27 protein-coding genes are annotated in these 25,650 nt (G+C 57.1%); 9 read left to right on the plus strand and 18 right to left on the minus strand.

Features of this window, described 5'->3' with window-relative positions; translation table 11 throughout:
- Positions 1–278: 278 nt before the first annotated feature.
- Positions 279–779, plus strand: coding sequence for a DUF5518 domain-containing protein (locus KTT_RS21465; RefSeq protein WP_126598053.1), 501 nt, complete (start codon positions 279–281; stop codon positions 777–779).
- 37 nt (positions 780–816) lie between these two features.
- Here KTT_RS21465 and KTT_RS21470 read toward each other — a convergent pair whose 3' ends face one another.
- The gene (locus KTT_RS21470) at positions 817–1,098 is read right to left on the minus strand and encodes a hypothetical protein (protein WP_126598055.1); all 282 of its coding nucleotides are present in this window, start codon (positions 1,096–1,098) and stop codon (positions 817–819) included.
- A 249-nt stretch (positions 1,099–1,347) separates the two neighbouring features.
- Positions 1,348–1,548, minus strand: coding sequence for a YwbE family protein (locus KTT_RS21475; RefSeq protein WP_126598057.1), 201 nt, complete (start codon positions 1,546–1,548; stop codon positions 1,348–1,350).
- Positions 1,549–1,866: 318 nt separating this feature from the next.
- Here KTT_RS21475 and KTT_RS21480 point away from each other — a divergent pair, with 318 nt between their 5' ends.
- Positions 1,867–2,985 carry a DUF4037 domain-containing protein gene (locus KTT_RS21480; RefSeq protein WP_126598059.1) on the plus strand — a complete coding sequence of 373 codons (1,119 nt, stop codon included), beginning with the start codon at positions 1,867–1,869 and terminating at the stop codon, positions 2,983–2,985.
- A 42-nt stretch (positions 2,986–3,027) separates the two neighbouring features.
- Here KTT_RS21480 and KTT_RS21485 read toward each other — a convergent pair whose 3' ends face one another.
- Positions 3,028–3,828 carry an SDR family NAD(P)-dependent oxidoreductase gene (locus KTT_RS21485; protein WP_126598061.1) on the minus strand — a complete coding sequence of 267 codons (801 nt, stop codon included), beginning with the start codon at positions 3,826–3,828 and terminating at the stop codon, positions 3,028–3,030.
- A gap of 168 nt (positions 3,829–3,996) precedes the next feature.
- Between KTT_RS21485 and KTT_RS21490 the strand changes: the two genes are divergently transcribed.
- Complete coding sequence (locus tag KTT_RS21490) at positions 3,997–5,169, plus strand: helix-turn-helix transcriptional regulator (RefSeq protein ID WP_126598063.1); 1,173 nt, start codon at positions 3,997–3,999, stop codon at positions 5,167–5,169.
- Positions 5,170–5,332: 163 nt separating this feature from the next.
- On the opposite strand, the gene KTT_RS21495 is transcribed toward KTT_RS21490, so the two are convergent.
- Both KTT_RS21495 and KTT_RS21500 read right to left on the minus strand, forming a co-directional pair.
- A complete protein-coding gene (locus tag KTT_RS21495; protein WP_126598065.1) occupies positions 5,333–6,256 on the minus strand; it encodes a hypothetical protein in 924 nt (307 codons plus the stop codon).
- A gap of 62 nt (positions 6,257–6,318) precedes the next feature.
- Entirely contained in the window at positions 6,319–6,852 is a 534-nt protein-coding gene (locus KTT_RS21500) for a tetratricopeptide repeat protein (RefSeq protein WP_126598067.1), read from the minus strand.
- A gap of 1,210 nt (positions 6,853–8,062) precedes the next feature.
- On the opposite strand from KTT_RS21500, the gene KTT_RS21505 reads away from it, so the two are divergent.
- Positions 8,063–8,926, plus strand: coding sequence for a TrmH family RNA methyltransferase (locus KTT_RS21505; protein WP_218030956.1), 864 nt, complete (start codon positions 8,063–8,065; stop codon positions 8,924–8,926).
- 163 nt (positions 8,927–9,089) lie between these two features.
- Here KTT_RS21505 and KTT_RS21510 read toward each other — a convergent pair whose 3' ends face one another.
- On the minus strand, positions 9,090–9,695 hold the full coding sequence (locus KTT_RS21510; protein WP_126598069.1) for a dihydrofolate reductase family protein: 606 nt from the start codon (positions 9,693–9,695) through the stop codon (positions 9,090–9,092).
- 56 nt (positions 9,696–9,751) lie between these two features.
- On the opposite strand from KTT_RS21510, the gene KTT_RS21515 reads away from it, so the two are divergent.
- Positions 9,752–10,012: a hypothetical protein gene (locus tag KTT_RS21515; protein WP_126598071.1), complete on the plus strand. Its 261-nt coding sequence runs from the start codon at positions 9,752–9,754 to the stop codon at positions 10,010–10,012.
- Here KTT_RS21515 and KTT_RS21520 read toward each other — a convergent pair.
- The 6 genes from KTT_RS21520 to KTT_RS21545 form a co-directional block, all read right to left on the minus strand.
- Positions 9,999–10,241, minus strand: a complete 243-nt coding sequence (locus tag KTT_RS21520; protein WP_126598073.1) for a DUF6199 family natural product biosynthesis protein — start codon at positions 10,239–10,241, stop codon at positions 9,999–10,001. The genes KTT_RS21515 and KTT_RS21520 overlap by 14 nt on opposite strands.
- A 23-nt stretch (positions 10,242–10,264) precedes the next feature.
- Complete coding sequence (locus KTT_RS21525; protein WP_126598075.1) at positions 10,265–11,887, minus strand: hypothetical protein; 1,623 nt, start codon at positions 11,885–11,887, stop codon at positions 10,265–10,267.
- Positions 11,888–11,937: 50 nt separating this feature from the next.
- On the minus strand, positions 11,938–12,303 hold the full coding sequence (locus KTT_RS21530) for a hypothetical protein (RefSeq protein WP_126598077.1): 366 nt from the start codon (positions 12,301–12,303) through the stop codon (positions 11,938–11,940).
- 408 nt (positions 12,304–12,711) lie between these two features.
- A complete protein-coding gene (locus KTT_RS21535) occupies positions 12,712–13,677 on the minus strand; it encodes a sodium:calcium antiporter (protein WP_126598079.1) in 966 nt (321 codons plus the stop codon).
- Entirely contained in the window at positions 13,677–14,282 is a 606-nt protein-coding gene (locus KTT_RS21540; protein ID WP_126598081.1) for a cation efflux transmembrane domain-containing protein, read from the minus strand. Before KTT_RS21540 ends, KTT_RS21535 begins: the two co-directional genes overlap by 1 nt.
- Positions 14,283–14,427: 145 nt before the next feature.
- Positions 14,428–15,165 carry an HAD family hydrolase gene (locus KTT_RS21545; protein ID WP_126598083.1) on the minus strand — a complete coding sequence of 246 codons (738 nt, stop codon included), beginning with the start codon at positions 15,163–15,165 and terminating at the stop codon, positions 14,428–14,430.
- A 1,124-nt stretch (positions 15,166–16,289) separates the two neighbouring features.
- Between KTT_RS21545 and KTT_RS21550 the strand changes: the two genes are divergently transcribed.
- Entirely contained in the window at positions 16,290–16,973 is a 684-nt protein-coding gene (locus KTT_RS21550; protein WP_126598085.1) for a cation efflux transmembrane domain-containing protein, read from the plus strand.
- Between the two features lie 126 nt (positions 16,974–17,099).
- Complete coding sequence (locus KTT_RS21555) at positions 17,100–17,855, plus strand: metallophosphoesterase family protein (RefSeq protein WP_126598087.1); 756 nt, start codon at positions 17,100–17,102, stop codon at positions 17,853–17,855.
- 320 nt (positions 17,856–18,175) lie between these two features.
- Here KTT_RS21555 and KTT_RS21560 read toward each other — a convergent pair whose 3' ends face one another.
- On the minus strand, positions 18,176–18,673 hold the full coding sequence (locus KTT_RS21560) for a transposase (protein WP_126598089.1): 498 nt from the start codon (positions 18,671–18,673) through the stop codon (positions 18,176–18,178).
- A 104-nt stretch (positions 18,674–18,777) separates the two neighbouring features.
- Here KTT_RS21560 and KTT_RS21565 point away from each other — a divergent pair, with 104 nt between their 5' ends.
- Positions 18,778–18,957, plus strand: a complete 180-nt coding sequence (locus KTT_RS21565; RefSeq protein ID WP_126598091.1) for a hypothetical protein — start codon at positions 18,778–18,780, stop codon at positions 18,955–18,957.
- A gap of 35 nt (positions 18,958–18,992) precedes the next feature.
- Here the strand turns inward: KTT_RS21565 and KTT_RS21570 are convergent, their stop codons facing one another.
- From KTT_RS21570 to KTT_RS21585, 4 genes are all read right to left on the minus strand, one after another.
- Positions 18,993–19,838: a sugar phosphate isomerase/epimerase family protein gene (locus KTT_RS21570; RefSeq protein ID WP_160146026.1), complete on the minus strand. Its 846-nt coding sequence runs from the start codon at positions 19,836–19,838 to the stop codon at positions 18,993–18,995.
- A 265-nt stretch (positions 19,839–20,103) separates the two neighbouring features.
- Positions 20,104–21,354 (minus strand): dienelactone hydrolase family protein, encoded by a 1,251-nt coding sequence (locus KTT_RS21575; protein WP_126598095.1) that lies wholly within the window; start codon positions 21,352–21,354, stop codon positions 20,104–20,106.
- Between the two features lie 44 nt (positions 21,355–21,398).
- Complete coding sequence (locus tag KTT_RS21580; protein WP_126598097.1) at positions 21,399–21,974, minus strand: pyridoxamine 5'-phosphate oxidase family protein; 576 nt, start codon at positions 21,972–21,974, stop codon at positions 21,399–21,401.
- A gap of 135 nt (positions 21,975–22,109) precedes the next feature.
- Positions 22,110–22,724: a TetR/AcrR family transcriptional regulator gene (locus KTT_RS21585; protein WP_126598099.1), complete on the minus strand. Its 615-nt coding sequence runs from the start codon at positions 22,722–22,724 to the stop codon at positions 22,110–22,112.
- Positions 22,725–22,904: 180 nt separating this feature from the next.
- Here KTT_RS21585 and KTT_RS21590 point away from each other — a divergent pair, with 180 nt between their 5' ends.
- Entirely contained in the window at positions 22,905–23,372 is a 468-nt protein-coding gene (locus KTT_RS21590; protein ID WP_126598101.1) for a VOC family protein, read from the plus strand.
- A 59-nt stretch (positions 23,373–23,431) separates the two neighbouring features.
- Here KTT_RS21590 and KTT_RS21595 read toward each other — a convergent pair whose 3' ends face one another.
- A complete protein-coding gene (locus tag KTT_RS21595) occupies positions 23,432–25,483 on the minus strand; it encodes a molybdopterin-containing oxidoreductase family protein (protein WP_126598103.1) in 2,052 nt (683 codons plus the stop codon).
- Between the last annotated feature and the right edge of the window lie 167 nt (positions 25,484–25,650).

A 25,650-nucleotide genomic window follows, 5' to 3' on the forward strand; every position in this document is an offset into this window, starting at 1 on the left:
TATTAAGAAGAGGTAGCACTTTGCTGGTACTGAACCATCACGATCCCATCACACTTTTCTCAGAGGAAGCTATGGCACAACCAGAACCTTGACAAGATGCACGGCAATAGAGTACATAATTGATATAGCAATATGCAATAACGATGCCGTCTAGTTTCTTCCTCCAGGTGGGGTGGAACCGACTACGGGCAGACGTCAGCGGCGAGAGAATCAGGCGTTCACCCTCCACCAGGGAACACGGTTCTGCTCATATGCTCCAACAGGAAAGGAATTCTCATATGCAAGAACAGAGGACTGGACAACAGAGAGGCGCCTCGTTTATATGGAAATGGGGGGCGATCTTTGGGGGCATTCTGGGCGTGATCCAGGTCTTATTCTCCCAACTCCCTCACAAATTGATACTGGACCTTCCCCTGTGGCTGATCGGTTTTTTCCTGATCGGTATGTTCGCCGCACGTCAAACTGGCCGGATCGAGACGGGGGCGCTCATTGGACTCATCACCGGCCTGATTGGCGGCCTGATCGTGGTGCTTTTCGGAGTTATTCAAGTGGTGGGCAATAATCCCCAGATCGCCCAGGCCCTCAATCGGGCTGCGCAGATGGCGCAACAACGGGGTAAGACGCTCTCGTTAACTGAACTACGAACGATCGCGATTGTCGGCGGCCTGATCGTGACGGAGGCCCTGGAGATTGGTTTAGGATCGGGCATAGGCGCATTGGGCGGTCTACTGGGACGGCGCCTGGCCAGGCCCCATACCAATGGACCTTTACCATTCTAAGCTCTGGCTCAGAGCCGTTCTTCTTGCATTGGCGAAATTAAAATCCCGCCATCGACGGCCGGATGTACCGCTCAGGTGCAGAGCCTGGTAGGAAGCGCAGCAGATCGTTGACGGCCACGTCCCACTGGTTCAGCAGTTTCTGCTGTTCGCGGACCAGGGCCTCGCGGCGGTTGAGGACCGCCCAGGTTCCGCCCAGGCTCTCTTGATCCAGCACCTGGTCGGTTTTTTGCTCCATCATGGCATCGAGCTCACGTATCCGCTGCGTGAGCTCTTCTATGCGCGCCTGCGCCTCCTTATACGTGGCTGCTTCTCCCATCATCACTCTCCTGAATGTATCATGGCAACCGGTTGACCAATTGTACCTCTTCTGATGGACGGACAGCTATGAATACAATCCCCTCCGTGCGCTTTTCTTATAGCGTATAATCCACCCTTTTCATCAGCGTATCGCGTAATATTTATGGGTGTCAAACACATGAACACGCGTGAATGGTGCCCTATCACGATCATGTTCCTTGTTGCCTGGATATAATCCGATCATGGCCCAGACATCGCAGCCTTGTGTGACCTACTCTTCCTCGATGTTCTGTACACGCCCGACCTGTCCATCGACCAGCCGTACCTTGATCCCATGGGGATGAGAAGGGGAGTTTGTCAAAATATCCTTGACGACGCCTCGGGTCAGCCTTCCTGTTCGCTGGTCTTGCTTGAGGACGATTGACACGGTCATTCCCGGACGTATATGTTGGCGGATGTGTCCATCTGGCATGCAGTTGCGCTTTCTACTATCATCTCTGGCGAATATAGATAGCCTCTTTTCCCAGAGCGTATTTTACGTGTTTCTCGATGTCCACCATCACACATTGGATGGGGCATCACCCATCCAGAGTAGCACACTTTCCCTCATGAGTCCATCTTTACGATGAATAATCCAGAGCCATTATGTACATTATTCTTTTATGTGTGGAGTGTGTGCTATGGGCGGGGGCATACATGCCAATATCCTCGATAATATTGCAATGTTTCATGCATTGATTTAAGATGCCCTTGCTGTATTTATGTAGATGTACACAGGGAGGGACGCCACATGAAGGGTCTGGAGCTGGCTGAGAGCTTTTTCTTTCACGCGGTCTTGCCGATTATTGAGCGGGAGTTCCCGCAGTTAGAGGATCGCTACGCGGCGGGGTTGCTGGGCTACGGTTCGGATGTGCTGGGACACGATGACGAGTGGTCGCGCGACCACGAGTGGGGGCCGCGCTGCATCCTCTGGCTGGATGAGCGGGACTACGTGCGCTACGCGGAGCGGCTCAACATGGTGCTCAATGAGCAGCTGCCCGCCTCTTTTCGGGATTACGCGACCCGCTTCTGCTTCGATGAAGAGGCCGGTTGCCTGGTGCCCGCGCCCTCTCCGGAGGAGGGATTTCATCACGTGGCTATCACCAATGTGGTGCGCTACCTTGAGCTGCAATATGGCCTGACCAGCCTGGAGCTCACGCCGTCCGACTGGCTCTGCATTCCCGAGCAGAAGCTGCTGGAGCTGACCCGTGGCAGGATCTTCGTCGATCCGGTAGGCGACATCACGGCTGTGCGCGAGGAGTTCGCCTATCTGCCGGATGACATCTGGCGCTACAAGCTGTTCTACGCCTGGGAGAAGATCAAGGATTATGACGTGGTTGGCCTGTGCGCGGCGCGCGGCGATACGCTCTCGGCCAGAATGATGCTCTACAAAGTGGTCGAGCACGTGGTGCGCCTGACCTTCCTGCTCAATCGCGCCTACTGTCCCGGCACCATGAAGTGGTTCTCGCGCGAGTTCTATGCCCTGCCGCGTCTCGCCGGGGAGATCGGACCGCGCCTGGAATCCTGCCTCGTGCTCGACGACCTGGGGCAGTCCGTCCTGCTGTTGGAGGAAGCGCTCTCGCTCCTTTTCGAGGAGCAGCGGAGCCTTGAGATTACGCGCCCCTGCCAGCTGCTGCCGCCCTCTGTATATAGCCGTGGGCAGATGAGCGTCTCATTCGCGGATGTGCAGGCCGCCCTGCGCGAGTCCCTGCCACCAGAGCTGCAGGACTGCGATACGCCGGGCGCCATCGACCAATGGGTCACCAACGATGATCTGCTCCTCTTTCCCGACAACTTCCGCAAGTTCAAGCCTGTCTATCAGGACAACGAGAAGATCCCCCGCGACGACGTCGGCGACCTCCTGCTGTAGGTGCCGAACTCGCCCCGGCACCTACAGCAGGAGGTCGTGGGATTAGATGACGGTGCGCACCGTGCCGCCGTCGACGCGGATCGTGGCGCCGCTTATATAATCGGCGAGCGGGCTGGCCAGGTAGGCGACCGCCATGGCGATCTCCTGTGGCCGACCGAAACGGCCTGTGTCGTTTGGCGCCATGGCCTGCGTCGCGTTGCGTTCGATCTCCTCCCAGGCATCGCCCCAGCCATGAGCCTGCGCCATATGGGTGAGCGCTGTCTGAAATCCTTCCGTAAGAATCGCGCCGGGCGCCACGACGTTTGATGTCACGCCGGTGTCTGTCAGTTCGCGTGCGAGGGAGACCGCCAGATTATGGCGGGCCGCCAGGGATGCGTTGTAGTGTGGCATGATTGCACTCGGTTGCTGCGATAGGCCGCCTCCGATCTGGATGACGCGCCCCCAGTGTCGCTCACGCATCTGCGGCACGAGATGCTTGATCATGCGCACGCTGGAAATGACGTTGGTGTTGTAGGTCTCAGCCCAGTCTGCAGTCGTCGTCTGCTCCCATGAGAGGTAGCCAATGAAGCCAGCATTGTTGACCAGAATGTCGATAGGGCCGCCAGCGAGCGCCGCGGTCGCGACCGCCTCGGCCCCGGCGTCGGTGGTGAGATCGCCAAGCGCGACCTCGGCTTTTCCTCCTGTGGCGCGGATCGCCTCAGCGACCGCGTTGGCCCGGCCTTCATCGCGGCCGTGTACCACAACTGTAATGCCCTCCGTGGCCAGTAGCTTCGCGATCGCCTCGCCGATTCCAGAGCTCGATCCGGTCACTAATGCCCTCTTACCTGTCAGTCTTAAATCCATGATGTTTTCCTTTTTATTTCACTTGCTCGCCTGCAGGCACTCCACCCGCAGCGCTAAGAGTATGGTATACTGAAGAAGATCATGGGACAAGATGAGCAATGATCATAGGAATCATACTCCTCGTTTTAGATGTTGCTTTTTGCGGATACCGCATTGAAGGAGGCTGACATGGTTGGTCAGAGGCAGCGGCAAGAATATCGTTTGCACGAACTGGGAGATTTTCTGCGTACGCGCCGGGCCAGGTTGATGCCTGAAGCGGTAGGACTACCGCGAGGAAGCAGGCGCAAAACTCCTGGACTTAGACGAGCGGAAGTGGCACAGATGGTAGGCGTGAGCGTGGATTGGTACACCTGGCTAGAGCAGGGACGCCCCATTACGCCCTCAACGCAGGTTTTAGAGCGCCTGGTGCAGACGTTGCGCCTGGATGTGAATGAAAGAACTCACCTCTTCCTCCTGGCCCAGCAGCAACCACCGCCGGCGCAGTTCCTGGAACCCGAGATCGTCAGTCCGGCGTTACAGCATTTCCTTGATCAGTTTGGCGCTCGTCCGGCCTTTGTGTCGGGAAGACGATGGGATATCCTGGCCTGGAACGACGCTGGATGCGCGCTCTTTGGCGATTATAGCCAGATGACCGCCCCGCGCGAACGCAATACGATCTGGAACATCTTCACCGATCCCCAGGCGCGGCAATTCGTCGTCGATTGGGAAGAAGATGCGCGACACCTCTTAGCCCAATTCCGGAGCATGTACGGTCGTTATCCTGCAGACGCCCAATTGACGGAGTTGATCCATGATCTCATGCTCGCCAGCCCTGAATTTCGCGCCTGGTGGCCTGATCATGAAGTACAGAGTGGACAGGAAGGGCGGAAAGCGCTCAATCATCCACAGGTGGGGCTGCTCGTGTTTGAACGCCTGACCTTTCAGGTCTTTGATACGCCGGATCTCAAAGTTACCGTGTATACGCCGCTGGAGGAGGCCGACACGCCGCGCAAACTGGAGCAACTGCTGGATCAGTGGCACCAGCACCACGGGAGGCAGCCCCATATCCCGCAAGCGGCCGACAATCATCCACAGGCGCAGCGACCAGAACAAGACACGGTGGGATTGTGGCTGGCGCAGTGCGGTCAAAGGGTGGAGGACGCGTGGGTGGCTAACAGCGAGGTCATGACCTCCTATACAAACTGGTGCGCGGCCCACGGTTACACGCCAAAGAAGGCGAAAGGCTTATCTCAAGCGTTGGCCGCGCATGGCCTGGAAGTCGGTGTGCGCCAATGGGTCTACACTGGACCAGGGATGCGCACAAAAACACGTGGAGTGCGAGGTCTGCGCGTGCACGACTGATATCGGACAACGAATGCACCTGGGGACAGATGATTGTCAATCTGTCCCCGGCCATAGCTCATCTTCTCAAGCAAGTCCCTCGCTCTTCTTACCAGTACCTTGTCGGCTTCCTGGCCCCATCTGTCCCCAGATCGCTGCATAAAGTCATCTCTGTTCTGAAGATTTAGTCGATCCTTCCCGCCGGGCGCATAATCTGCCGCACGATATAGTGTTGCTCTGCCTCGGTGAGGTAGCCGGAGAATGTGACGGGTCCCAGGACCTTGAGCAGCCGGGTGGCACACTCCTCGTACGGTACCATGATGGGGGCGGGGTCCCGGCCCGATAGACTGACCTGGCGCGCCATCCCTTCGACGTGTCCGGCGACGCGCCAGCCTGTCCATAGTCGTTCTAAGGCTGCCAGGTAGCGCGGATCAAGTGTGGATGGATCCCAGACCCATAGTTGCTGGGTCACGACATCCAGCAATGCTCCACCCGCGAACTCCTCATCCCGCTCATGAGGGAGCGCGGAGGGCCGCTTTTTCGCTAAAAGATCGCATAGGCGGGGGCCAATGGCCAGGACCATGCCGGGCAGGTCTCCCAGGATGTAATCGGAGACCGCGCCGTCTTGCCATCGGATCGTAATAAGGGTATTCGTATAGTCGTAATCACCGAACAGCTTTTCGTCATTGGTCGGATGTGCAGGATCAAAGCCTTGCGCAGAGTCGAAGTCCAGGTCGTCTTCCTGGACGTTAGATTGGCCACGGGGCAGGGCCGCTTGCAGGTCGGCATTGCCGTGCATGGCCCAATCGATGCTCCATGCGGGACACAGCGCGCGCAGCGCGGCGAGCAGGGGGCGTCTCAGATAGGGTCTGTAGCAAATATCTTCACCGCCCCAGAAGAGCAGGCGCCTCTGATCCCGGTCCACCAGCAGGCCACCCGGCGTCCAATACAGGCTGTCGGCGGGGTAGGCGAACCATCCTTCAACGTTCCGCCATTCTTCCAGCGCATCTACCAGTACATATGACGGTAGGGTGGCGCCTATCCCGAGGCCGAGATGGATTGTTGCCTCGCCTCGTTCTACTATTACACAATGGGCGCGATCCCCCATGCCTTCTTCCCTTGCCGAGACGCATTCTATCTACTATGCAAATACATGATTTTAAATGCAGCCTATTCGAGCGTTTTCAGCGCGTCGAGCGATTGCCGGGTAGCCGCGATGGCGCGCGGATCACCTTTTTGCTGCCGCAGGTCTAAGGCCTGCTCAAAGCAGGCGCGGGCCTGAGCGATCATGCCCTGTTCGGCATAGCAGCGGCCCTGGTGCTGCAGGATGGTATCCTCGTATTGCTCCTGGTGGTAGTCCCTGGCCTTCTGCAGCGCCTGCTGGAACAGATCCTGTGCCTCGTGACGCTGGCCGAGATACTGCTGTGCCGTAGCCAGGTGCAGAAGATTGACGACCTCCAGGCGCTGATCTCCCACCAGTCGAGCCAGCGCGAACGCCTGCCCCAGCAGCGGGGCGGCCTCTTTCTCCTCACCAAGCATGGTGAGACGGTGTCCGAGGCGGCTCAAGCACTCCAACTGACAGCGCTCATCGCCATCGACGCGTGCCTGCTCCAGTTCCTCGTAGTCCTGTTCAACCTGCTGCCTCAGCGCAGCGCGATCCTCCGGCTGGAAGCGTTGAAAAAACGTTGTCGCCTGTCGATCCATTGCTTTGCTCCTTCATTTCAAGTTATGGAGACACATGTTCCGACCTGTCCGGACTGTTTGTTTGCGTCGCAGTAGCTCCCGCTCTCCTTGATCGTCGATTGCTCTTATTATGGTATGCTTTTTTTAACGGAAAAGCAATATAGCTTAACATAGTTGGACGAGTGTTATCAATTGGGAGCGGAATATCCGGGTTGGTGCCATCGATATACAAAGAGGCAGTAACGAGGATTTTGGCCTGAAACCCAATGTATTCAATAGCGGTATGTGCGCATCTTGCGGGCAAAAAAATCAACTTTAGAGCAAGCAGCAAGAAAAACGACAAATCGCAGCGGAAGATGGAACATCCCTCGACCCGGTCATGTCCCCGTAGGCGGCATAGGATTGCGGCCTCTTCGATGCTGTATTTTTTCTGAAAAGCAGCAATCCGACCTTGTGCATGCCGCTCTGTTGGCGTACGATATGTCGGCTTCTGCACGGAGCAGGACCGCTTTCCCGATTTTTAGGAACGATATCGTACGTGAACGGGTGCGGCATGCACAAGGCCGGATTGCTGCCTGAGCGGCACACCAACGTCTCGAGAAAGCCGCAAAGCCGGGGCAAGCCCGGCAACTACGGCCGCCTACGGGGACATGATCGTGATCGGGGACCGCTCACATGCGTTCCTATGACGTTTCGCGTGCCCAAATGCTTCCCTGTTTTCGCTAAAGTTGAAGGTATTGCCCCTTGTGAGCGCTTGCCGCGAAGCGGCTCCGTCCAGTATCGAGAATGAAGATCGCACCTACGTTTCTCATTGCCTTCCCCTGGGCAAAAATATGATGCGCACCCAGGATGTTTTTTTGTGTTGACAGCGATTGCTGAGTATGGTACATTTTGCTCATGAATATATTTTATCTGCGCATTGTACGGGCTAATGTCCCTGCCTCCTTGCGAGCCTGATTGCAGAGCTTACAGGGAGGCGCGATTCAATACGAAGAGTAATTCTTCTCCTTCGTCCACCGATGTAATCTGAACTGCATCGGTGTGTGCTGCTTTACCTTTTCCCTCCTCTTTTGTGTGCCTGGGCCAGGCTCTCCACGTTCTGGCCACCTCTCCCATCCCATTCTATCCCTTTTTATGTTGCGCGGCACACACGGCCCCATTTTGCCAGGCAGAGGCTGGCCAGAATCTTTGACGTTGTCACTCATTGCATTCTGGAAGGCAGGTTTATCTCATGGCAAAACAACATCCGCATTTTCTGACTGGACAGCATGATCGCTCTATACCCGCGCACGATCCCGCTCTGATTATCACCAGCAGAAACAACCCGAGGATCAGGCTACTGCGCGCCCTTCTGAAGCGTTCCGAGCGCGAGAGCAGCGGGCTGGCCCTGATTGAGGGTCGCCACCATGTGCTGGAGGCTCTGCAGCATCCCGGCCTGGTGCGTCAGCTCCTCGCTGTGCCTGAGGCGCTGAAGGGCCAGCGGGTCTGGGATCTGTTTGAAGACTATCGGCGGCGGGGCGGCTCCTACCTGTTCGTCAGCGTTGATGTGCTGGAGTCCTTCTCGTTCAAGTTCGCGCATCAGGGGATCGCCGCCGTGATTGAGCAGCGCTGGGAATCTCTGGAGCAGGTGAAGCTGGCGCGGGGCGACTACTGGCTGGCCCTTGAGGCTATTCAGGATCCCGGCAACCTGGGCACGATCCTGCGCACCTGTGACGCCACCGGTTGCTGTGGCGTGCTGCTGCTGGATCACACGACCGATCCCTATGACCTGGCCGCCCTGCGCGCCAGTCGGGGCGCCATCTTCACCCGGCGTCTCGTCCGAGCCTCGTTCCCATCTTTCGTGGACTGGAAGCGGCGCCACGGCTACACCGTCATCGGCACATCAGACGCGGCATCCGCGCACTATAAACTGATCAACTATCCTGAAGCGGCCATTCTGCTTATGGGGAGTGAGCGCCAGGGTCTCTCCGCCGAGCAGCAGGCGGCCTGTGACCTCGTCGTCAGCATCCCCATGCGCGGTAGCAGCGATTCCCTCAACGTCTCGATCGCCGCCGCCGTCGTCCTCTACGAGATCATCCAGGGTGACATCTATTGACCAGGCTTCTGTGCTAAAGGCCAGAATGCCGGAGATTGAGTGCAAATTTTTTGCACTCAATCTCCGACCCCCTTTCACCAATCAGCCGATTTTCCACGTTCGCGTGTGATGCGCGGTCGAAGCACGTGTGGGTTTGGGAATGTTCCTCGTAGCTTCAGGGATGTCAGCTTTCCGACATCGAGCCGGTTGTGACCGCGCCGGAACGCTGGTAATTCGCGATAATGATGCCATTGGGGGAGATCTGACTCTCCGTCACCTTGAACGCCGCTGGCATGGTGCCATCGGTAAACAGCCGTTTTCCACTGCCCAGCGTCAGCGGATAGATCTTGAGCCAGAACTCATCGACCAGATCATGCTTCATCAGCGTCTGGACGAGATTTGCACTGCCGTACACGTGCAGATCCGGACCTTCCTGCTGCTTGAGCTGGCTGACCTTTTCCGCGATGTCTCCGCCTAAAAACACGGAGGGCTGCCATTCGCTAGAAGTTATGGTATTCGAGGCGACGTACTTGGTTGCTGACATGACGCCGGGCCATATGTCGGCATGTTGCGGCCAGTACGGTTCCCAGATTTCAAAGGTTTTGCGCCCCAGCAACAGATCAAACGGCAGGCTCATCTGCTTCTTCATGGTGGCTCCAAGCACCTCGTCAGAATATGGAACTTGCCATCCGCCATACGCGAAGCCGCCGCTGGTATCTTCATCTGGCCCGCCTCCGGCCTGTATGACACCATCAAGGGTGATGAATTCGAGTACTATAACTTTTCTCATGGTGTTTCCTTTTTTTCTCTCCCTCGTGCATTCGGCATGACTGATGGAGAGCGTAGATGTTCTCGCACGTTGCGCGTCTATCTATTCTAATGGCGCAGCAAGAAAAAAACTTCTTGGATCTTGCTCACATCTTCCTCATCCTGGTAGCATGGCTGGGGCCAGAAAAAGCCCTCTTCAATGGTCGGCTCCAGCAGTCGCGTATTATGATCGTATTCTCAAACAAAGGTATTGCCCCCTGGGGCGCGTTGACGTGCGTGCTTCACGCGCCCCAGAGGGCGATACCAGCGGTTCTCCTGATAGCCGCTACTTCATCATAGCCGCGATAGCCATGACAAAGACAATAATTGGCAGTGCTATAAAAATCACGCCCAGCACACGGTAACGCGTAACCGCCGCGTCGCTCGGTTCCGCGTTATCGTGGGTCAGCCAGCGCAACCGAGAACGGGCAACTGCTCTGGCTTTGATAAGAAATGCCAATCCAATCACGATTGGCAGTACCAGGAAGAGAGAGACGCCAACGAGGCCGCCTATTGTATCACTGTTCATCTTTCCTATTCCTCACCAGACGCCTACGAAGTGGGAACATTGAAGTAGGTTGGCCCCGAGAGCGCCTGAAAACCCTGGACAAACTTCTTAGGATCCTGACTGCTATCGGATGGAAGACCAACCATATTCAGAAAGGTACTCTGAGTATAGTCGACGCTCTTACCATAAACAAAAGGAAAGTGACTACTCAATTTCCAGCCTTCTTTCGTCTCCCCCGGCTCATCTGGTAGTGCCGTCAGATTGCGAACGCCGATGCCATCGCCTGGACCGAGCGATGCAGGCGGCTTGAAGTATGTGCCTGAGTTAGCCGCGCCGCTGACATCGCCAGTGTTACTATTGAGCCACATGGGCACAGCCGTACCGACAATTACTTCGCCTGTTGCCACCGCGACTCCCGCCGGCCCTCCAGTAGCCCCAAGCGCAATCTCGCCAATATCGATGCCATCGCTCGCCCAGTCAGTCGGGCTCTGAGGAACAATGGATGGATTACCTGTCCCTGCGTTATTATCGCCTGGAGCCACGTAGTCATAATAGTTGATGCCGCCTGCGGGTATCTGCGAGATTTGGGCGCCAATGAGCACTACATTTTCTAGCTGGAAGGGATTTTTATCCTGCGCCAGAGCTTGCACGATGTCATTCCCACCTTGATATCCCAGAATAGTCACCCTGGGATTGGTGATGCCGTTCATTGCGTCGTACTCTTGAATCGCTTGCTGTACCAGCAGTGCGTTCTGCTGAGGAGTTTTGCCGCCACCCATAGAATTAACGGCTACCACTAATCCACCATCATTCGTCTGATAGATTACTATTGGTGAGCCGTTGGGGGCGTGGATCAGATCCTGGAGAATCTCGCCTGTTGTCACTGTACCCGTCGCGGAAGCCCAGCCAATCTCGTCGTTGTAGATTCCGATCAGCCCGGAAACAGCATCATACCAGTCCGAGAAGGCACTCTGCTGATTGGTATAAATCTGCCCCAGCTGGTTTTTCGCTTCCGCCAGATAGTTATTCTCCTGCTGAACGCTCTGATTATGCATCTGCTTGTATTCATTTAGCATGGCGGTAGCATCCTTTGGTACCCGGCTGGTCTGTGTATCGTAGATATTCTGATACTGCTGCATGTTTTGAGATGATTTATACTGGAGGTAGCCCCATATGCCCTCTTTCGCCTGTTCGAGCTGGCTCAGGAGATATGATTTACCCAGGTCAAGTACACCACCAACATCAACATAACTGATTAATGTATCATCCCTCATTTGAGTGGTAGCATCCTGGTAGGACATTCCATAGTAGTCAAGCCCTCCTATGTCACCAGCCATCACTGAAGGTGGTATATAATTGTCAATCTGGCTACCGTATGTCTGGTTCATCGTGTGAATCTGCTTGTTAATATGGTCGCTGGACATACCAAATTCACTCAATTTCTGCTCCATCCGGCTGCTAATCGCGATATTGTTCTCAACCGCCTGAGCAAACATCGTGGCGCCCATGCCCGCGAATTTAACCTCGTAACTGTCAACCAGGTTATTTTTGTGATCGCGCAAATGCTGATCCGCATTCTGAAAATTGCTGATGACTTTAGGAATATACGAGGTAATCGCCGATAGTCCTTCGTTGAATGAGCGTGTTACATCATCGAAGGTTGTCATTGCAAACTCCTTTTTGCTCTTTCTCAAAAAGGTGGAGATAGCTTCTACCTTTATCCAATAGGAAACTGCTCTGGCCCGTCAAAATTCGTGCTGGGCGTAGGTTTAAATGTAGCCATCGTCTTGATTTCGTTCTCCTCCGTTGCGTTTGCACTATCCTGCAGGGCATCGCCTATATGCTGCCGATCCTGGAAGAGCTGAGTAAATCCAGTCGTATGAATATTGATAAATTGATAGAAGGTCGAGTAAAGCTGCGTGGGGAAATTAGTATTGTTAATGCGGGTAAGCGTATTCTGAAAATCTTGTACACCCTCTGGCTCTGAACCCATGAGCTTCTGGGCGTCTGCCTTGACTTGCTGCCCAACCGAATGGACATAAGCGGGATCAATAATGATCCTATCGCCCGGAGCGAATGCCATAGTTTGTGAATCCTTTCAATGAACTGATCTGGCTATTTTAGTGTTGGTCAGGAAGAGGCGCATGCACTTAAAAGAGAAAGCCCTGATTCCTCGGTTCTATATTACTATAGTATCTCGGGCTCTATATTACTATATTATCTTGCTTTTGTCATAAAAAGTACTATAAACTATGAGTCAGATTTTTTGTGAACTATTTCACCACGTAGCTGACGGAACTACCGCGCTGGTTCTTCGCTCCTGTATAGTAGATGGTTCCGCAGAGGTCTCTGCCCACATGTAGCCACTGCTCTTTAGTTCGCACTGATGCGTCAGAATCTAGGGCAGTGGGGGGATCTTCTTGTAGCTCTTCCATAGGTCCTCCTGTTCGTTTCTCCTACTCTATCATGGCTTCTTCAGAGCCTCAATATACTAGGCCAGCACGACGATGATCAGGTAGAGGAGATAACCAGCGACGAGCAGGCTCCCCATCAGGCGTGTGATCTTTCCGTACCAGACACACGCCAGCAGCGCCAGGTGGGCGACGATCATGATGGGCAGGGCGATCAGGCGCAGCGGCGCGTCCACCGGCAGAGGGTGGATGGCGGCGGCGAGTCCAAGGGTGACGAGCAGATTGTAGGCGAAAGAGCCGAGGATGCCCCCGATCAGGATGTCCGATTGCCGCTTGCGCGCGCTGCTGATGCCGAGCGCGATCATCTCGGCGCCTGTGCCGAGCGAGACGATGGTGGCTCCGATCACCCCCTGATCCAGCCCGACGCTATTGGCCAGGCGTAAGGCTCCCTCCACCAGCGCGGGACCCCCGATGGCCATCGCCACCAGCCCGCCAATGGTGAGCAGCAGCGGCCGCCAGCGCTGGCGCCGGCCGCCGGGTTGCTCCTGCTCATCGTCGTCATCATCATCGTCATCATGCTCTCCCATGCGTTCGATCGCCGTTCGATCGGTGCGAAATAAGAAGATGGTATAGCCAGCAAAGATGAGGAGCAGGCAGATCCCTGCCAGCCGGGACACTGTACCCGGCACGAGCAAGATGATGGGAATGGCCGATACCACTGTGGCGATGATGGCCTGCCGCCGTACGTTGCGGTGAATGGACAGGGGTACGATGAGGGCGCTGAGACCCAGGGCGATCGTGGTAATGGTCACGTTGGTGCCGATGACGTTGCCCACTGCCAGTGCGGGGGCGCCACGCGCGGAGGCGATGGCCGCGGTCAGCATCTCCTCCGGCTCCAGTCCAGCCAGCAGCACGCCGATGACCAGCGCACTGACCCCAAGCGTGCGGGCCAGATCGTTCGCCCCATCCATGAACCAATCAGCCCCTCTCAGCAGCAGGATGGTCCCGATGAGCAGCAGCCCAAGGGAGAAAAGCAGCGGCAGCATCAGGCTTCCTCTTTCTGTGGATGGGAAGTGCTCCCGCGCAAGGCATGCAGCGCTTCCCTGATGCCGTAGTACACAATGACGAGCGAGGCCAGGGGATCGGCCCACCACCAGCCAAAGAGGGCGTTGAGCAGCAGTCCCAGCAGGACCGCTCCGGCCAGGTAGGCATCAACCAGGGTGACGCGCCCTTCTGTCAGCAGGACCTCGTTCTGCAGTTGTCGTCCGGTGAGCCGCTTGCCAAGGGCGAGCAGCAGCATGGCGATGAAGGTGGCCGCGATCCAGACGATTCCTCCGACGGAGGTTGAGGGATGCGTTCCGGTCAGGAGCGTGATCAGCAATTGCGCCACGATGTAGATGACCAGGGCAATGAAGGCGCTGCCGATCAGGCGCAGCGCCAGGTGTTCGCGCTGCTGGTTGATGCCTCTGAGTTGCCAGACGACGACAACCGAGGCGAATATCTCGATTAGCGAGTCCAGCCCGAAGCCCGCCAGGGCGACCGAGCGAGCCGCGATGGCGGCGATAATGACGATAACGACACCGACGACGTTCCAGCCCAGGGTCAGATATTCAAGCCATAATCCTCGCTTGATAAGTGCAGCAGTGTTCAAATAATATCTCCAGTCTCTATGATGGATGGGGCAAGCATGGTCGCTTGCGGATGATATGTGGATTATTGGTGGTATCCCATCCTCCACTTTGAATGAATGTATCTGAAAAAGGATGCAGCCGTCAAGCCCGGTTACGAGGGATTGTTTAAGTAAGATCGAAACGCTGCATCTGCTCTGGCAGCTCGGCCAGGCTGGCCAGGCGCAGGTCTGGCCGATACGTTTCGGGTGATTTAGGGCCGATCAGCACGGTATGGGCGCCCAGCCGCGCCGCCTGGTCGATGCAGTCCGGCCGATCATCGACGATCAGCGCCTCCGCTGGCTCTATGCCAAGATCGGCGAAGACGCGTTCATAATAGCGCGGCGTCAGCTTGAACGTATCGATCAGGTCCGGGCCATACAGCCGGCCAAAGCAGTCCCGCACCTCCATCCCCTCCAGATAGTAGGCCAGTTCATTCGACGGTTCTCCCGATGCCGTATGCAGCGTGTAACCCGCGTCATAGAGTCGCCGAATGGCCTGCGCCGCGCCAGGAAACGCCGAGCGCACACGCGGAATGATAAAGGCGTTGGCCTGCTCGACCAGCTCAATGCACTCCTCTTCTACTGGACAGGAAATATTCAGCAGCGCGCACATCCCACCCAGCCAGTCCAGCCCATATTGACGATAGAAGCTGGCATAATCGGACGCCGCCTCCAGCCGCCGCTCCCAGTTTGGAGGCTCAAACATCTGCTCCATCACATCCAGGTTCGCCTCGGCCCATGCCAGAGCTGTCCCCCCTAAGCGCGGAGGAAAGAACTCACCCACCAGCCGCCGCCACTGCGGCCCCCGCAGCGCATTATCGTTCATTACCCCACCATCGTCCAAAAAAATAGTAACGCGACCCATACCTGAATCCCTCCATATGTTCGGACCTCGCGTCCGATTCTCCTCTCAACGCACGAAACGTTCCTTAAATATGAAAACGTATCCCCATATGGGAACGCTCACCCAATACGAAAACGTATCCCCATATGGGAACGCTCACCCAATACGAAAACGTATCCCCATATGGGAACGCTCACCCAATACGAAAACGTATCCCCATATGGGAACGCTCACCCAATACGAAAACGTATCCCCATATCGGATACCCCTCCAACGCGAAAAAGCATCCCCATATCGGATACCCCTCCAACGCGAAAAAGCATCCCCATATCGGATACCCCTCCAACGCGAAAAAGCATCCCCATATCGAATGCCCACCCAATGCGAAAATGCATCCGTAGGCGGCATAGGATTGCGGCCTGCTAAACACGTGAAACGCCCGAAAAGCAGCAATCCGGCCTTGTGCATGCCGCCCTGTTCACGTACGCAATGTCGCCCGTAGGCTTGTGCATGCCGCTCCGTTCACGTACGCAATGTCGCCCGTAGGCTTGTGCATGCCGCTCCGTTCACGTACGCAATGTCGCCCGTAGGCTTGTGCATGCCGCTCCGTTCACGTACGCAATGTCGCCCGTAGGCTTGTGCATGCCGCTCCGTTCACGTACGCAATGTCGCCCGTAGGCTTGTGCATGCCGCTCCGTTGGCGTCCGATCGGCTGGCTTAGACATGGTGGTAGGGTAATCATCATCGTCTTTTAGGAACAAATCGTACGTGAACAGGGCGGCATGCGCAAGGCCGGATTGCTGCTTTTCATACACTTCGAGTTTATCATAAGGGCGCAATCCTATGCCGCCTACGGATGCATTTTCGCGTTGGGTGGGCATCCGATATGGGGGTGCATTTTCGCGTTGGGTGGGCATCCGATATGGGGGTGCATTTTCGCGTTATGGCAAGCGATTTTTATACCGTCTCATTTTAACGTCGAAAAATTCCGAACCCCTCCCCATTTCGGAGCATATGTCTACAAATACAGCTTCCTTGACAGCGAGGGCCTCCCATTTTATCATACTTATAGTTATCACAAGCAAAAATGGGTAGGAGATGCCTGCCCTCGCTCTATATATATGCGACGAGAGGTATTGTCTTTCATGGCTCGTTCTCTTTCTACATCATCCCAGACACCAGGACGCCGGGGACAGGTGCGGCTGGGCATCGGCATCGAGCTGATTACTATTGGGTGGATGGTGATCGAGGCGACGGTCGCCCTCACTACCGGCATCCTCTCGCGCAGCGTTTCGCTGGAGGGGTTCGGCATCGATAGCATCATTGAGCTGATCGCCGGTGGTATCCTGCTGTGGCGGCTGCTCGTCGAGCAGCGCGGCGGATCGGAGGAGCGCGTCGAGCTGGCCGAGCGCCGGGCGTCCTGGGTGACCGCTCTGGGCCTGTTCGCGCTGGCTGTCTATATCGTCATCGACAGCGGCTGGACCTTTTTGAAGCAGATCCATCCGGAGTCCTCCTGGTGGGGACTGGGCCTCGCGCTGGCCGCCGCCATCATCATGCCCTTGTTGTGGCAGGGGAAACTGCGCGTCGCCCGCCGCATCGGTAGCGCCGCCCTCAAGGCCGACGCTGCCTGCAGCGTTACCTGCGCCTACATGTCGCTCGCCCTGCTGGTGGGCTTGCTCCTCAACCGCCTCCTTGGCTGGTGGTGGGCTGATCCTCTGGCTGGACTCGCCCTCGTCTACTTCATCGTGCGCGAAGGCCGCGAAGCCTGGCATGAAGCTCGCACCGGCGAAGCCTGCTCCTGCTGCTCCGACGAGGATGACGACTGCTGAGCCAGTTTCTTCTATCGTGGCGGGCTCATATGCTATAAGCATAAAAATCCTCTTTTGTTGCATCGCTGCCATCTGGTATGGTAGCAGTATGCACGAAATAAAGTAGCAAAAAGAGGAGGAACAGCCATGAAGATTGCGGCACTCTATGATATCCACGGCAACCTGCCAGCGCTGAATGCGGTGCTGTCTGAGCTAGAAGAGGTGCGCTCCGACCTGATCGTGGTGGGCGGCGATATCGTTTCGGGACCCATGCCGTCGCAAACATTGGAGCGTCTCGTCGCGCTCGGCGACCGCGTCCGCTTCATTCGAGGTAACGGTGATCGCGAGGTCGTCATGATCTTCGATGGTCAGCCCCTACCTCCCGCCATGTCGGAGGAGGTACGCGTAATTACAAGCTGGGTGGCCGGCCAATTCACGCGCTCGCAGCGCGACTTCCTGGCGGCACTCCCGGAGCGTATTACGCTCTCCATCTCCGGATTGGGCGACATCCTGTTCTGTCACGCCACTCCCCGCAACGACGAAGAGATCTTCACCACCAACTCCCCGCGGGAGCGCCTGGCGACCATCTTCGCCGGTGTCCAGACGCCGATCGTCGTCTGCGGCCACACCCACGTCCAGTTCGAGATCCCATTCGAGGGCCTGCGCATCATCAATTCCGGCAGCGTTGGCATGCCCTACGCCGACCAGCCTGGCGCCTACTGGCTCCTGCTCGACGAACAGGGACCCCACTTCCGCCGCACCCCTTACGACCTGCAGGCCGCCGCCCAGGCCATCGAAGCCAGCGGCTACCCCCAGGCCCACGAATTCGCCACCGAAAACGTTCTCACCGTCCCCACCGCCGCCGAAGCCATGGAGATCTTCGAACGCCTCGCCCACGATTGAACGCCCCACCGCCAAAACCGCCCCTCGGGCCTTGCGCCCGATTACCCCTCGACGCACATCAAGGCCCGCCGTAGGTTCGGGCCTTGCGCCCGATTACCCCTCCCCCATACATGGATGCCCGTTAAAAACGTTCGGTGACATTTTTGAACATTATCGTATTTAATGGACATGGTCGTGTGGAGAGATAAATCGGGCGCAAGGCCCGAACCTACGTTATCTCTTTTCTTGTTGCCAGGTAGAATGGGAAGGGTAATGGATACCGCTCGATCCTTTTCCATTACCCTTATTAGCGCATGAAAAACCGCGACAGCCTGTTTGCTTTATTGCTTTTGCTTCTTTTTTTGTTTGGCCGCATAGGCGGCAGGATTGTTCAGGATATATGCGGTCTGCGCATTGAAATCCTTTTCGTCGCGGATGATGTGATCATAGAAACGATATTGCCAGATTTTACCTGGGTAATTGGCGTCCGTCTCTTTGAGATAGCGCAGCCACGCATGCGCGACGATAGATTTATACCCTCCTATGATCTGACGCGCGCTTTTGCGATGCTCGTATCTATCTTCTAGAATCAATATGCAATGAAAATGATCGTGCATCACCATGCACGTACCAGCCACAATGCCATGAAAATGCTGTGGTAACTTTTCCCATTCCTCATATAAAATGGCGCGTAACGCTGGAATGGTAAGCAATGGTTGGCGCTTGTAAGTGCAGATCGTGATCGCATATGCTCCCGGTTGGTGATATTTGTATGTAGCCAGGCGGAGCTTTTTTAGCGGCGTAAATGGTTTCAGGTAACGTTTCGTTGTGGTATCCAATGTTTAACCTCCTTCTGTTTTATGGATCCACCTTATCTATACCGCCGTATCATCAAAAACCGGAAACACATTTTGATGGATTTGGGCATTAACGTGCGTGGAGTATGTTTACCGCGCATGCCGACATCAGCACAGATGAAGTTCCCGCCGACCAGCATCCGCAGCACAGGGCGAAATATCAGCACTGGATGACCAGCAAGTTTGGTTCGCCGGAACAGTTCGCGGCAGAGTATGCGGTGGCTCTGCGTATTACCCCCAGCAAGGTGCGAGGCTCAAATTTCTGAGATATGCGTGCCCGGGCCGCGTCAGGGCGGTTATATCATCCATCAGCAGATAGGATATCCTGTTTTCCTTCAGTGAGCAGGCGCCGTATAAATCGCAGACTTGTCTGGATGCGATCGACCTCGACCTGGCCCGTTGCGTCGATCGCGCGTGCCTCTAGGCTCAACGCGCCATCAAATCCGGCCCTTCTCAATTGTCTCACAAAGCTATGGAAATCGATCAACCCCTCGCCGGGATGGAGATAGTATCTCACCCCTTCTGACGCCAGTTCGCCTTTGTGGTCTTTTAGGTGTACATGACGTACCAGCTTTTCCTGCCAGAGCCAGTCGGCGCTGAAGACGTTTTCAAGCTGGTTATGCCATACCAGGAACTCGGTATCCAGGGCTATGCGGGCCCGGCGATCGTGCTCAATGGCCCGCCTGACGTTGCTGAGCGGGTCGGCATGCGTGCAGGGAATCGTCTCGATAGTCAGTTCCAGCCCATACTGCTCGGTGAGATCCAGACAACGTGCCAACAGTTGCAAGTTGCGCTCCAGATGGTCGTCAGACTCAGGCATCCCCCATAGATGAAGCACGGCGATGCGCGCCCCTAACTGACGGGCGAAGGCGCAGTTCTGCTCGAAGCGTAGCACCCCCTGTTCGCGCTCACTCGCATCGCTGCTGCCAAAGCTATCGCCGATGCTTTTTTCCATATGCAGCACCGGGAACGGCAGCCTGCAGGGGCGCAGCGCACGAACGATGCGTTCCTGCTGCTGATACCAGCGGGGATAAAAGATGATCTCCAGGCCATCGGCCATAAGCTCCTGACCATACTTCAAGATCTCCTCATGGCTGTTGGGGTCAGAGCTGCGGGTAAAGGCCCCGGTTGAGCAGAGTACTTGCATTTGCCTCTCAATCATGAATGAATGAATATAAACTCTCTAAATAGAAGAAAAAGCAGATACCTTCTCTGCAAGCATACCCGAATTTCTCGCTTCTGACAATTGCCTCAAATTCTCTTCTCATTCAAGAGGCCTTCTGGCAACCGATTCTACTTGCCGTTCTGGTCGGGCCATTTCTCTTTGCCGCCATCGATATGCGCAAAAATGTCGCCAAAGGCTGAAGTATTGGCGGGGTGAGATTCCCGTGAGGGATCTCACCCCGCTCATGCTAGGCCAGTTCAGAGGCTAGCACTGCGCGCAGGCGGCGCCAGGCATCATCCGCGGCCATCTGGCGATACCCCTCCCCTTCTTCACAGAAGAAACGATGGGGTGTATCGGGGTAGGTCACCAGTTCATGTCTGACCCTGGCCGTCTGCAGTTCCCTGGCAATGGCTTCACGCTGCTCGGCAGGGATAAGGCTATCCTGTTCCCCAACAAGGAGTAGCAGGTATCCATCGTGTTCGGCTATTCCAGGTGTCAGGGACAGTGTAGGGGTTGGCCTGCTGAGCGGAATGTCCTGAGCGGTGAGCCAGCCTGGATAAAAGGCTACCGTTGCCTTAAGGTCGAACCGGGTGGCGGCAAGGTAGGCTATATGCCCGCCAACGCTTAAACCCACCATCGCGATCTTCGAGCATCTCTCTTCCTCACGCAGATAGGCCATGGCGGCGTGCACGTCGGTGAGCGCCTGCTGACGGGTGAGCTGATGCAACAATTCAAAGCCGCGCGTGCGACCCTCGGCGGTCGCTTCCAGTTCTATACCAGGGGAGGAGCGGTGATAAAAATCAGGTGCCAGCGCCACATATCCGAGTTGGGCGATCTGATCGGCAACACTTCGGATATAGCTGGTCACGCCAAACAGTTCAAAGCCGACGATCACCCCGGGATAGCTACCTGGAGCCTGGGGGCGTGCTATATAGGCACCCATAGTGGATGGGCCGGATTCTTCGTCTACCATGATGTCGATATAGCCCGTCGTGATCGAGTGTGTCCCGCTAGTTTGTGGCATGAAAATCTCCTCTTTCTTCTGTACGCTGTCTGTGTTCTCTCTGTTCCCAGAGATGGCTGTCATTCCCTCTCCATCCCGCTCAGAGGCGGGATGAGGTGGAGCGTCACGCTGAGACAGAAATGCTTTCTTGTGAGCGATCTTGTGCTGTAATGCCATCATGTGCTGCTCCAGCTTCCGCATTTGCTGTTCCAGCGCGTGCTGGTGTTGTTCAAGGATGCGCAGGCGCTCGCTTGCCGTAGCCTCTCCCTGACGGCGAAGCTCGGCAAAGTGATGAATCTGCGCGAGAGGCATCCCTGTTGCGCGTAAGTCGATGATCAGACCAATCCAGTCAATATCCTTTTGCCGGTAGCGACGATGGCCGCTTGATGCTCGGCTGACCGGTTCAAGCAGTCCAATGCGCTCATAGTAACGCAGGGTATCGATGGAGAGTCCTGTCCTTTCCGCAACCTGTTGGATCGAGAATTCTATTTCCATGCAACAACTGTACAACCTGAAGTTTACTCCAGGTCAAGGGGGAACTATGGGCGTAAATGTTCCGGTAGGGGAGGCCATTCGTCGCTCTGGCCAGCCTGGTCGGGCCAGTTCTCTTTGCCGCTCCAGCTCTCGATCGCGATGGCGTAGACCGAGGTGCGCAGGAGCTCTGTGTCGGTGATCGGCCGATACTCGCGACCGGGGGAGAACTGCGGGAAGTATTTGTGGATCAGGCCGTCGAGGGCGTAGCGCCTCTCCTCGGCATCCTCAAGGATCTGCAGGCGGCCATACACGATTACGCTGGCGTACTGGATTGAGAATTCGAGCGCGATATTCGATGGTAGCAGCTTACCAAACTCGCTGACCGCCAGGCAGACCTGCTGGTGCCGTTCGCTGTTGGCGCGCACCCGGCCTTTGCGATTGGAGTGGAAAAAGATTCTATGCTGCTCCGCATCGTACCAGTACATGGTGGGATTGATAAACGGCTGCTCATCCCAGTGGGTGGCGACGTAGGCCACCTGCCCACGCAGCAGAAAGTTCCTCGTCCACTCATCATCACGTGCATTCTGCGGACGGCGCTGCTGATTGGCCGGCGTCCTCTCCAGACCATAATCCTTTGGCATCTTTGATCCTTCCTTCCCTCGTTTGTTTCTCTATCCAGATCGTCGCGAATAGAGGAAGGATTCTATCCTACAGGAGCTGTTCGCCGGATGCCAGAGCCAATTGTTATTACAGCGGCCATGCCATTGTGTTGCGCGTCATGCTTTGAAGCCCAGCGCGTTGGGATAGCCGGAGAAGAGGAAGCGGCGAAACCAGGTGGCCATCTCGCGCGGTGAATAGGATGACTCACTCTCCAGCCACCAGGTCAGTGTGCTGATCAGCAGATTGGCACTAAAGGCCAGCGCCACCTCGCGTGGCATCGCCTCCTGTCCCCGCCGCACTCCCGGCAGGCGTGTGCGCAGCCGCTCGCGCTCCTCCATTATTCCGATGGTGTACTCGCGCATGCTCCTCGTGAACCACGACGAGCCGTTCTTGCCCAGCAGCGCCCCGTATAGCCGTCTGTGCTGCGCGACATGCTCAAAGAAGGCCACCCACGCTTCGGGCGGCTGATCGCCATCGATGCCATCGAGCCCCACCCGTGGCGGGCCTATAGTACTATTGAGCTCATAAGCCGCCTCCTCGAAGATCTTCTCCACCAGGTCATATTTGTCGAGGTAGTGACGATAGAAGGTGGCGCGATTGATCATGGCCCGCTGTGCCAGTTCACCGACCGTAATGCTCTCAAAGTGCTGCTCACTCAGCAGTTCGACCAGAGCCTCCCGCAGCAGTTTATGGGTACGCTGCGCGCGCAGGCCGTTGTTTGCATGCGTCATTTTTCCCTTTCATGTCGCAGGTGCGACAGATCATCGAGTTTGTTGCTTGTGACGTGCCATAGCTTGCCGCATACTTAGTATAGGCAACATTCTGCTGCACATGCAATGTGAATGCGTCCCGTGTTCAGCCCTCGCGGCCGCTGTACGGCGCATTACCTGTTTAATGAGGAGAACCGAAAGATGACAACATCCACGCAACCCATTCCATGGCAGGGCATTGATCATCCTGCGTTGGTGACGCCCGACCTCGATGAGACGGTCCATTTCTACCGTGACGTGCTCGGCATGCAGGCAGGCGAGATCTACGAGGCCCGCGGTGGGAAGACGCGCCACTGCTTTATCAAACCGGGCGCGACCCCGGCTCAGGGATTACACTTCTGGGAGCTGACGGACGCGCAACTGCCGCCTCGACCAGAGTCCCTGGAGTGGCAGCGGCCCGCGACCATCATGGCAGGGGCTCTTCTTCATATAGCCTTTTGGCTGCCCGCCGAGGCGGCTGCGCAGGCATTGCGTGAACGCCTGCGACAGCACGATGTGAACATGAGCGAGATCAGCGACCTCGGCCACCTACGCAGCATGGTCTTCCTGGACAATAATCACCTGATGCTTGAGGCCATCTGGTCCGGGGACGCATCGACGATGCACTGACTTTGACCCGGCACCCAGGCCGGGGCAAGCCCGGTTGAGGATGCTCCCAGCATCCTCGCCTACGATACGTTGACCTCGACCCAGGCGTCGTAGGCGGCCTGGCCGCCGGGGATGTTGGGGACGATGTCGTTGGCGTTCAGCGGGATTACCGGGGCGCCGCTGGTGACGCGGTTGACGCCGGACCAGCCGTCGCGCATCCAGACGGCACCTGGGATGACGTCGGTGGTGACGTTGGCCCGGGCTGTGAACTGGCCGCGCTGGTTGCTGATGACGACGGTTGCGCCGCTCTCGATCTGGCGTTTGTCAGCGTCCTGCGGATTGATCCACAGCTCGGGCGCGGGATTGACGCGCGCCAGCGTCGGCAGGGCCTGGCCCTCGTCGAAGAAGGCGTGGAAGGCTGTCAGAGTGCGTCCCTGGCTGAAGCGCAGGGGATATTGCGTGCCGGCCGGAGCGGTATACGTTGGCAGGGGCGGCAGGCCTACCTCCTGGGCGCGCTCGCTCCAGAACTCGATCTTCTGTGATGGCGTGTGGAACTGGTGGTCCTGGTAGGCGATGTGCGAGAGGCCGTTCTTGAGCCAGTAGCCACCACGGCGCCTCAGTTCCTCGACCGTCAGAGAGTGTCCATCCTCGGTCTTCTGCGTGGCCAGCGCGGTGTTGAGGAACTCCTCGTCGTTCTTCCATGGATAGATGTTGTCGATGCCGAGTCGCTCGCCCAGCTGACGCGTGAAGGTAGTCAGGGGACGGCATTCGCCCTCGGGCTGCAGTGCCCGCTCCATCAGGTAGATATGCGTGGCCGTCTGCTTGATGCCGATGGTTTCCAGCCAGGCGGTGGCTGGTAGTACCAGGTCGGCGTAGCGCCGCGAGGTCTCGTTCATGAACAGGTCGTAGGAGACGATCAGCCGCGTGCGCTCCAGTCCACGTGCCACGTCGTTGCTATCGGAGAACGAGGAGAGGATGTTGCTGCCTAGCAGCAGCAGGACGTCGAGCTGCCCGTTGCCCAGCGCCTCGGCGATGCTCGTCATGTGGCTGGGGATCGCCTGCTCGGCTGGCAGCTTCTGCTTGATGCCCGCGTTTGGGTTGGCCAGCCCCACGCTCTCGGGCGAGGCACCGTGGCGCTGCCCCAGGCCGCCGCCGGCGATGCCGAATTGCCCGGTCAGAGCGGGCAGACAGGGGATGGCGCGGGCCGGCTCCCAGCCGTGCTGGTGCTTGAAGATCGAGCTGCCGCCCAGCACGATCATCGCCGGCTTCGTTGTGGCGTAGCGGCGCGCCAGCTCACGGATGACCCCCGGTTCGACGCCGGTGATCGCGCTGGCCCACTCCGGTGTATACTGCCGTACATGCTCGGCGAACTGTGCAAAGCCCAGCGTGTGCCGCTCGACGAACTCGCGGTCGTGCAGCCCCTCCTCAATGATCACATGCGCCAGCGCCAGCGCCATGGCCGCGTCGCTGCCCGGCTGCAACAGAATGACCTCGTCGGCCTGGCTGGAGACCTCCGTGCGCCGCGTATCGATCTGGACCACGTAGGCCCCGCGCTTGCGCGCCGCCACCAGATGCGGACCCAGGTCCGGCTGGCTGGCCAGGGTCGCGCCCCACAGCACGATCGTCCGCGAGTTCGCCGCCATATCTTCTTTGGTATGGGTCTTGAGCGCCCCGGTCAGGCCCAGACCGTAGCCGCCCATCGCCCAGCACACGATCGACGTATTCCAGTTCTGGAAGCCACCCAGCATCCCGAAGCGCGCCAGTATCGCCCCACCCAGCGGACCCGTTGTCCCGCTACCATGGCCACGCCATATCCCTACCCGCTCCGGCCGCGTCTGCTGAATCGACTCCACGATCAGCGCGTACGCCTCATCCCACGAACACGGCTCCCAGCGATCCTCGCCCCGCTCCCCCACGCGCCGCATCGGCCGCAGCAGCCGCTTCGGATTCTCAAAAATCTCCCTCGCCGCCCGTCCCCGCACACACAAAAAGCCCCGACTATCAGGATTTTCCGTATCCCCCTTCACTGAAATAACCCTGTTCTCCTCCGGTGCCACCTCCACCTTCATCCCACACTGCGTCGGAGTACAATTCATCGGACACATCGTTGTCACCACACGCCTGCCTGCCATAGACGCAACCTCCCTCTAGCTCATAATTTATCTGCACATCAATGACATCTATGCTCAAGCATACCAGATCGATCATCTTCATTCAATGGAGAAATGGGGGCCACGCGCCAATCCCCATCAACTAAATGGAGAGATGGGGACCACGCGCCAATCCCCATCAACCAAAT

It is taken from the genome of Dictyobacter aurantiacus (assembly GCF_003967515.1).
In the GTDB taxonomy this organism is placed as follows: domain Bacteria; phylum Chloroflexota; class Ktedonobacteria; order Ktedonobacterales; family Ktedonobacteraceae; genus Dictyobacter; species Dictyobacter aurantiacus.

Bases quoted from the DNA above. Each gene is read 5' to 3' on its own strand.
- KTT_RS21465 (WP_126598053.1), top strand. From the start codon at position 279: ATGCAAGAACAGAGGACTGGACAACAGAGAGGCGCCTCGTTTATATGG.
- KTT_RS21470 (WP_126598055.1), bottom strand. From the start codon at position 1,098: ATGATGGGAGAAGCAGCCACGTATAAGGAGGCGCAGGCGCGCATAGAA.
- KTT_RS21475 (WP_126598057.1), bottom strand. From the start codon at position 1,548: ATGCCAGATGGACACATCCGCCAACATATACGTCCGGGAATGACCGTG.
- KTT_RS21480 (WP_126598059.1), top strand. From the start codon at position 1,867: ATGAAGGGTCTGGAGCTGGCTGAGAGCTTTTTCTTTCACGCGGTCTTG.
- KTT_RS21485 (WP_126598061.1), bottom strand. From the start codon at position 3,828: ATGGATTTAAGACTGACAGGTAAGAGGGCATTAGTGACCGGATCGAGC.
- KTT_RS21490 (WP_126598063.1), top strand. From the start codon at position 3,997: ATGGTTGGTCAGAGGCAGCGGCAAGAATATCGTTTGCACGAACTGGGA.
- KTT_RS21495 (WP_126598065.1), bottom strand. From the start codon at position 6,256: ATGGGGGATCGCGCCCATTGTGTAATAGTAGAACGAGGCGAGGCAACA.
- KTT_RS21500 (WP_126598067.1), bottom strand. From the start codon at position 6,852: ATGGATCGACAGGCGACAACGTTTTTTCAACGCTTCCAGCCGGAGGAT.
- KTT_RS21505 (WP_218030956.1), top strand. From the start codon at position 8,063: ATGGCAAAACAACATCCGCATTTTCTGACTGGACAGCATGATCGCTCT.
- KTT_RS21510 (WP_126598069.1), bottom strand. From the start codon at position 9,695: ATGAGAAAAGTTATAGTACTCGAATTCATCACCCTTGATGGTGTCATA.
- KTT_RS21515 (WP_126598071.1), top strand. From the start codon at position 9,752: ATGTTCTCGCACGTTGCGCGTCTATCTATTCTAATGGCGCAGCAAGAA.
- KTT_RS21520 (WP_126598073.1), bottom strand. From the start codon at position 10,241: ATGAACAGTGATACAATAGGCGGCCTCGTTGGCGTCTCTCTCTTCCTG.
- KTT_RS21525 (WP_126598075.1), bottom strand. From the start codon at position 11,887: ATGACAACCTTCGATGATGTAACACGCTCATTCAACGAAGGACTATCG.
- KTT_RS21530 (WP_126598077.1), bottom strand. From the start codon at position 12,303: ATGGCATTCGCTCCGGGCGATAGGATCATTATTGATCCCGCTTATGTC.
- KTT_RS21535 (WP_126598079.1), bottom strand. From the start codon at position 13,677: ATGCTGCCGCTGCTTTTCTCCCTTGGGCTGCTGCTCATCGGGACCATC.
- KTT_RS21545 (WP_126598083.1), bottom strand. From the start codon at position 15,165: ATGGGTCGCGTTACTATTTTTTTGGACGATGGTGGGGTAATGAACGAT.
- KTT_RS21550 (WP_126598085.1), top strand. From the start codon at position 16,290: ATGGCTCGTTCTCTTTCTACATCATCCCAGACACCAGGACGCCGGGGA.
- KTT_RS21555 (WP_126598087.1), top strand. From the start codon at position 17,100: ATGAAGATTGCGGCACTCTATGATATCCACGGCAACCTGCCAGCGCTG.
- KTT_RS21565 (WP_126598091.1), top strand. From the start codon at position 18,778: ATGTTTACCGCGCATGCCGACATCAGCACAGATGAAGTTCCCGCCGAC.
- KTT_RS21570 (WP_160146026.1), bottom strand. From the start codon at position 19,838: ATGCAAGTACTCTGCTCAACCGGGGCCTTTACCCGCAGCTCTGACCCC.
- KTT_RS21575 (WP_126598095.1), bottom strand. From the start codon at position 21,354: ATGGAAATAGAATTCTCGATCCAACAGGTTGCGGAAAGGACAGGACTC.
- KTT_RS21580 (WP_126598097.1), bottom strand. From the start codon at position 21,974: ATGCCAAAGGATTATGGTCTGGAGAGGACGCCGGCCAATCAGCAGCGC.
- KTT_RS21585 (WP_126598099.1), bottom strand. From the start codon at position 22,724: ATGACGCATGCAAACAACGGCCTGCGCGCGCAGCGTACCCATAAACTG.
- KTT_RS21590 (WP_126598101.1), top strand. From the start codon at position 22,905: ATGACAACATCCACGCAACCCATTCCATGGCAGGGCATTGATCATCCT.
- KTT_RS21595 (WP_126598103.1), bottom strand. From the start codon at position 25,483: ATGGCAGGCAGGCGTGTGGTGACAACGATGTGTCCGATGAATTGTACT.